The sequence below is a fragment of the Pseudoxanthomonas sp. LjRoot204_2 genome, assembly GCF_056175765.1.
Genome location: NZ_JBGFFG010000192.1, coordinates 1 through 6,446 on the forward strand (window position 1 = coordinate 1; position 6,446 = coordinate 6,446).

Consider the following 6,446-nt stretch of genomic DNA (forward strand, 5'->3'; position numbering starts at 1 on the left):
GATGACCTTCGCGGCGAGCTTTTCGGCCTTCTCGCGATCGACGCTCTGCTCGACCTGCTCGACCAGCGACAGCACGTCGCCCATGTCGAGGATGCGGGCGGCCACGCGCTCGGGGTGGAACACGTCCAGACCGTCGGGCTTCTCGCCCACGCCGATGAACTTGATGGGCTTGCCGGTGATGTAGCGCACCGACAGCGCCGCGCCSCCGCGCGMATCGCCGTCGGTCTTGGTCAGSAYSAYGCCGGTSAGCGGCAGCGCTTCGCTGAAGGCCTTGGCGGTGTTGGCGGCGTCCTGGCCGGTCATCGCGTCGACGACGAACAGCGTTTCCACCGGCTTGACGGCGGCGTGCAGCACCTTGATCTCGGCCATCATGGCCTCGTCGATCGCCAGGCGGCCGGCGGTGTCGACCAGCAGCACGTCGACGAAGGACTTCTTCGCGTCGTCGATGGCGGCACGCACAATGGCTTCCGGCTTCTGCCCGGCATCGGACGGGAAGAACAGCACGTCCACCTGCTCCGCCAGCGTCTTCAGCTGCTCGATCGCGGCGGGACGGTAGACGTCCGCGCTGACCACCATCACCTTCTTCTTGCGCTTCTCGCGCAGGTGCTTGGCCAGCTTGCCGACGGTGGTGGTCTTGCCCGCGCCCTGCAGGCCGGCCATCAGGATGACGGCCGGTGCCGGCACGTTGAGGTTCAGATCGCTGGCCTGCGACCCCATCACCGCGGTCAGTTCGTCGCGGACCACCTTGATGAGCGCCTGGCCCGGCGTCAGCGACTTCAGCACTTCCTGGCCGACCGCACGCACCTTGATGCGCTCGATCAGCGCCTGCACCACCGGCAGGGCCACGTCGGCCTCCAGCAGGGCGATGCGGACCTCACGGGTGGCCTCGCGGATGTTCTCCTCGCTCAGGCGGCCACGGCCGCGCAGGCGTTCGATGGTGCCGGAGAGTCGCTGGGTCAGGGATTCGAACATGGAAGCAGGCACGCCAGGGGAAAACGGACGGCGATTATAGCGGTCCCGCTCTCTGCCTCCTCCCCGCGCAGCGCGGGCCGCCTTCGCCCCTGCGCCGGCGCCGCCCGCTGTGCGACACTTCCCCGATGACAGTCATTCTCATCGCCGTTGCGCTCTATCTGCTCGCCGCCGGCCTGCTGGTCCGCTCCGTGGCCCGCGACACCGGCGAGGCCTCGCGGCCTTGGGTGTGGCCTGCACTCGGCGCGGTGGTGCTGCACGGCGCCTACCACCTGCTGGTGGCCTGGCGTACGCCCGGCGGTCCGGACATGCATTTCTTCGCCGCGCTCTCGCTGGTGGCGCTGGGCATGGCGGCCATGACGCTGCTGGTCGCCATCCAGGGCCGGATGGCCGCACTGGGCGTGGTGGCATTCCCGCTGGGGGCCGTCCTGCTGGCGGCCTACCACTTCTACGGCCACCAGGCCTCCAGCGGATTGGACTGGCGCCTCCAGTTGCACGCCTGGCTGGCGCTGCTGGCCTACGCCGCGCTGGCCATCGCCGCGCTGCTGGCGGTGATGCTGTGGGCACAGGAACGCGCCCTGCGCCGGCGCGAATTCCACCTCTGGCTGCGTGCCCTGCCCCCGCTGACGGAACTGGAAGATCTGCTGTTCCGCACGATCACGGTCGGCTTCATCCTGCTGACCGCCACGCTGCTGACCGGCGTGCTGTTCGTGGAGAACTTCCTGGCCCAGAAGCTCAGCCACAAGACCGTGCTGAGCGTGCTGTCGTGGCTGGCGTTCGGGGCGCTGCTGGTCGGCCGCTGGCGCTATGGCTGGCGAGGCGTGAAAGCCGTCCGCTGGACCCTCGCCGCGATGGCGCTGYTGSTGCTSGCSTTCTTCGGCAGCAAGTTCGTCTATGAAATGGTGTTGAGGCGCGCGTAACCGCCCGCTTCCAATGTGGGAGCGACGTGAGTCGCGATCGCGCGGCCGGCGCTCGCGACACGGTGTCGGTGGACTCAGTCCTGCTGTCGCGACTAACGTCGCTCCCACAACGTTCTCTGYCGCCCTACTCCGCCGCCGCCTCCAGCGCCTGCGACAGCCGCTCAACCGCCACGACTTCCAGGCCCTTGAACGTACCCGACTTCGGCGCGTTGCCCTTGGGCACGATGGCGCGCTTGAAACCGTGCGTGGCCGCTTCGCGCAGGCGCTCCTCGCCGTTGGGCACGGGGCGGATCTCGCCCGAAAGGCCCACTTCACCGAAGGCCACGGTCTTCTCGGCGAGCGGACGATCGCGCAGCGAGGACAGCACCGCCAGCAGCACTGGCAGGTCGGCCGCGGTTTCCTGCACGCGGATGCCGCCGACGACATTCACGAACACGTCCTGATCGCCCACCACCACGCCGCCGTGCCGGTGCAGCACGGCCAGCAACATCGCCAGGCGATTCTGTTCCAGACCCACCGCCACGCGACGCGGATTGGACAGCGGCGAGCTGTCCACCAGCGCCTGCACTTCCACCAGCAGAGGGCGCGTGCCCTCGCGGGTGACCATCACGCAGCTGCCGGGCTGCTGTGCGCTGCCGGAGAGGAAGATCGCCGACGGGTTGGGTACTTCCTTCAGGCCCTTCTCGCCCATCGCGAACACGCCGAGCTCGTTCACCGCGCCGAAGCGGTTCTTGAATGCGCGCAGCACGCGGAAGCGGCTGCCGCTCTCGCCTTCGAAATACAGCACCGCATCGACCATGTGTTCCAGCACGCGCGGGCCGGCGATGCCGCCTTCCTTGGTCACGTGGCCGACCAGGAACACGGCCGTGCCGGTCTCCTTGGCATAGCGCACCAGCCGCGCGGCGCTCTCGCGCACCTGGCTGACGGAACCCGGCGCGGCGGTCAGCGATTCGGTCCACAGGGTCTGCACGGAGTCGGCGACGATCAGTTTCGGCCGCGCCACCGAGGCGTGCTGCAGGATGGTCTCGATACCGGTCTCGGCCAGCGCCTGCAGGTTGTCCAGCGGCAGGTCCAGGCGCACGGCGCGGCCGGCGACCTGGGCCAGCGATTCCTCGCCGGTGACGTACAGGGCCGGCAGGCTGGCCGACATCCGGGCCAGCGCCTGCAGCAACAGGGTGGATTTGCCGATGCCCGGGTCGCCGCCCACCAGCACCACGGCGCCCTCCACCAGGCCACCGCCCAGCACGCGGTCGAACTCGCCGATGCCGGTGGTCACGCGCGCTTCTTCGCTGTGGCGCACGTCCTTCAGCGCGGTGATCTTCGGGGCTTCGGCCTTCCCAGCCCAGCCGGAGCGGCGGGCCGCCGGTGGTGCGCCGGCGGCGGTCTCCAGGACGATCTCGCTGAGCGAATTCCACGCTCCGCAGTCGGCGCACTGGCCCTGCCATTTGCTGTGGTCCGCCCCGCATTCGGCGCAGACGTAGGCGGTACGGGACTTGGCAGAGGTCTTGGCCACGGGAAACCTGTCGGGACGGCGAGCGGCTACTGTATCGGCCCGCCGTCTCCGCAGGCGAGACCCGGAAAAAACAAAGCCCCGCCGAAGCGGGGCCTTGTCACGACTGGTGCCGGAAATAGGAATCGAACCTACGACCTACGCATTACGAATGCGCCGCTCTACCAACTGAGCTATTCCGGCGGAGCCGCGAATTTTAGGGGTTGGGGTACCTATGGTCAATGCGCGGGGTCGGGCGGGCCCCGTCACGGGACGCATGGGCTTCGATCCTGACCCGCCGCACCTTCGATGGAGCCTCTCACACAACGGTCCCGCATCGCGGGGCCGTTGTTCTGCATCAAACTGCCACCCTCCCGCCGCTAGCCGTTGCCAACGCTCTCGCCCGGCGCATCGCTGTCGTGCGTGCTGATGCGGAAGCGGCTGGCCAGATGGCGGCGGGCTTCGTCCAGGCCCTTGCCCTTGCCGGCGACCTTCAGCACGCCGTAGACCTCCAGCGCGGCGGCCATCAGGTCGCTGCCCAGGGCCATTTCGGTGTCGGTCAATCGCTGGTAAAGGTGGGCGATGCGCAGGATGCGCGGGCGCAGTTGGTCCAGCGTCTGCTGGTCGCGACGAACGCCCTCGATGTCGAAGTCGCGCGCCATGATGCCGGCATGCTGCTCGGCCACGTTGAAGGCCGCGCGGCAGAAGGCTTCCGATTTGTCGCCCATCTTGATCAGGCCGCGCCGCTGTTCCGGCGTCAGCGAGATCAAGCCCGCCAGGCAGGCTTCCATCTGGGAGATGGCAGCATCCAGCGGATCGAGGATAGTGGTGTCGATCTGCAGGTCCACGAGGTTCTGACTCATTGTCGCTCCTTGATTCCTTGTCAGGTGAGGCCGCCGCATCCGACGGCATCGCCACGCTAACGCGATGCGCGCACGCTTCCAAGCGAGTCGCGACGGAAAATGACTCACAGTTGAGGGTGCACGCGGCTTACGCGCATGCACGGGCGGCGTCGCCGCGCCTCATGTATGAGAAATCGAACCAGAAAGGTGCGCGCGCGAGGTTTTCAGCTGAGATGACGAGGATGTTTTCCCCGATGACGCGGCGTTGAGGTGAGATGACGAGGAAAATTTCCCCGCCGCCGGACCTTTGAAGTGAGATGACGAGGAAATTTTCTTCGACGCCCAGGCTCTGAAGTGAGATGACGAAGAAATTTTCTCCGTCAGCGAGGCTTTCAGGTGAGATGACGAGGCTTCATTGTGAGCGCGCGAACCGGGAAGGTGCGCGCGTGCRGCACGGAAGGGCGGTGGCGAGGAAAATTTCCCCGGCATCGAGGCCCGGAGGTGCGGCAGCGAGGAAATTTTCCAAGGTCGCAGCGTGCGATGCGCGCCGCATCGACCGGTTCCGGCCCGCGGCGTCCCGCGAAGGATGCCTGCCCCGCTCCGGGACAGAGGCTCAGCCGACCAGCTGCAGCCGCAGTTCCTTCGGCAGCGCGAACACCATGTTCTCCGGCTCGCCGTCCAGTTCGCTGACGCCGGCGGCGCCGAGGTCGCGCAGGCGCTGGATGACGCCGTCGATCAGTACGTCCGGCGCGGAGGCACCGGCGGTCACGCCGATGCGCTGCTTGCCGTCGATCCAGCGCGGGTCGATCTCGTGCGCGCCGTCGATCAGGTACGACTCCACGCCGTCGCGCTCGGCCAGCTCGCGCAGGCGGTTGGAGTTGGAGCTGTTCGGCGAACCGACCACGAGCACCAGGTCGCACTGCTTGGCCAGGTCGCGCACGGCGTCCTGGCGGTTCTGGGTGGCGTAGCAGATGTCGTCATTCTTCGGCCCATGGATGGCCGGGAAACGCGCCTGCAGCGCCTGGATGATGCCCACCGTGTCGTCGACCGACAGCGTGGTCTGGGTGGTGTAGAACAGGTTCTCGGGCTGGCTGACGTCCAGCGTGGCCACCTGGTCGATGTCCTCCACCAGGTAGATCTGCCCTTCCCCGCCTTCGCGGTTCCACTGGCCCATCGTGCCTTCCACCTCGGGGTGGCCGGCGTGGCCGATCAGCACCACGTCGCGCCCGGCGCGGCAGTGGCGCGCCACTTCCAGGTGCACCTTGGTGACCAGCGGGCAGGTGGCGTCGAACACTTTCAGGCCACGGCGTTCGGCTTCGTGGCGCACCGCCTGGGAGACGCCATGCGCGCTGAAGATGACGGTGGCGCCATCCGGCACTTCGTCGAGTTCTTCCACGAAGATCGCGCCGCGCTGTTTCAGGTCGTCGACGACGAAGCGGTTGTGCACCACTTCATGGCGCACGTAGATCGGTGCGCCCAGCGTCTCGATGGCGCGCTTGACGATCTCGATGGCGCGGTCGACGCCRGCGCAGAAACCACGGGGATTGGCGAGCAGGACGTCCATAGAATCCGATAGTACCGAAGGCGGGAAAATGAAACGCTAAACGTGTTGCCGGTGCCGATCCCGCATGGCACCTACGCCCCTCTCCCCTCCGCGGGAGAGGGGAACGGGGTGAGGGAAAACCACCGCGATGCCCGCAGTGTGGGCCTTGGCCCACCGTGTTGATGCATCACCGAGTGGCGAGCCAAGGCCCGCTCTACGCGGCCTTCTTCTTGCCGTCGAACATGCCGAACAGCGCAATGCCGATGGCTCCGCCGACGACCGCGCAGTCGGCGATGTTGAACGCCGGCCAATAATGGTCGCGCCAGTGCCACTGGATGAAATCGATCACGTGGCCGTGGATCTGGCGGTCGATCACGTTGCCCAGCGCGCCGCCGATCACCAGCGCGTACGGCAGCGCCTGGCGCCAGTCGCCCCGGCGCGTGCGCGACAGCCAGAAGCCCAGCAGGCCGCTGATGCCCACGGCCAGCACGGTGAAGAACCAGCGCTGCCAGCCGCCTGCGTCGGCCAGGAAGCTGAATGCCGCGCCGGTGTTGTAGGTGCGGTACCAGTTCCAGAAGCCGTCGATCACCGGGATGGCGGTGTACTCCGGCAGCGACGCCAGAACCCAGGCCTTGGACCACTGGTCCAGGCCGATCACCACCGCCGACAGCAGCAGCCAGAGC

The 6,446-nt window shown here is 67.6% G+C and carries 6 protein-coding genes and 1 tRNA gene; 1 reads left to right on the forward strand and 6 read right to left on the reverse strand.

Annotation, left to right across the window (positions count from 1 at the left end; genetic code table 11):
• Window positions 1–972 (reverse strand): signal recognition particle protein (locus AC04L7_RS10440; protein ID WP_475512954.1); only part of this gene is annotated, 972 nt, incomplete at its 3' end.
• A gap of 125 nt (window positions 973–1,097) precedes the next feature.
• Here AC04L7_RS10440 and AC04L7_RS10445 point away from each other — a divergent pair.
• Window positions 1,098–1,889, forward strand: coding sequence for a cytochrome C assembly family protein (locus AC04L7_RS10445; RefSeq protein WP_475512955.1), 792 nt, complete (start codon window positions 1,098–1,100; stop codon window positions 1,887–1,889).
• Window positions 1,890–2,013: 124 nt separating this feature from the next.
• Here the strand turns inward: AC04L7_RS10445 and radA are convergent, their stop codons facing one another.
• From radA to lspA, 5 genes are all read right to left on the reverse strand, one after another.
• A complete protein-coding gene (radA, locus tag AC04L7_RS10450) occupies window positions 2,014–3,402 on the reverse strand; it encodes a DNA repair protein RadA (protein WP_093490508.1) in 1,389 nt (462 codons plus the stop codon).
• 104 nt (window positions 3,403–3,506) lie between these two features.
• A tRNA-Thr gene (locus AC04L7_RS10455) sits at window positions 3,507–3,582 on the reverse strand.
• A 176-nt stretch (window positions 3,583–3,758) separates the two neighbouring features.
• The gene (locus tag AC04L7_RS10460) at window positions 3,759–4,241 is read right to left on the reverse strand and encodes a hypothetical protein (RefSeq protein WP_435999625.1); all 483 of its coding nucleotides are present in this window, start codon (window positions 4,239–4,241) and stop codon (window positions 3,759–3,761) included.
• A 592-nt stretch (window positions 4,242–4,833) separates the two neighbouring features.
• Window positions 4,834–5,784 carry a 4-hydroxy-3-methylbut-2-enyl diphosphate reductase gene (ispH, locus tag AC04L7_RS10465; protein WP_435999627.1) on the reverse strand — a complete coding sequence of 317 codons (951 nt, stop codon included), beginning with the start codon at window positions 5,782–5,784 and terminating at the stop codon, window positions 4,834–4,836.
• Window positions 5,785–5,977: 193 nt separating this feature from the next.
• Window positions 5,978–6,446 (reverse strand): signal peptidase II (gene lspA, locus AC04L7_RS10470; protein ID WP_475512956.1); only part of this gene is annotated, 469 nt, incomplete at its 5' end.

Bases quoted from the DNA above. Each gene is read 5' to 3' on its own strand.
- AC04L7_RS10460 (WP_435999625.1), bottom strand. From the start codon at position 4,241: ATGAGTCAGAACCTCGTGGACCTGCAGATCGACACCACTATCCTCGAT.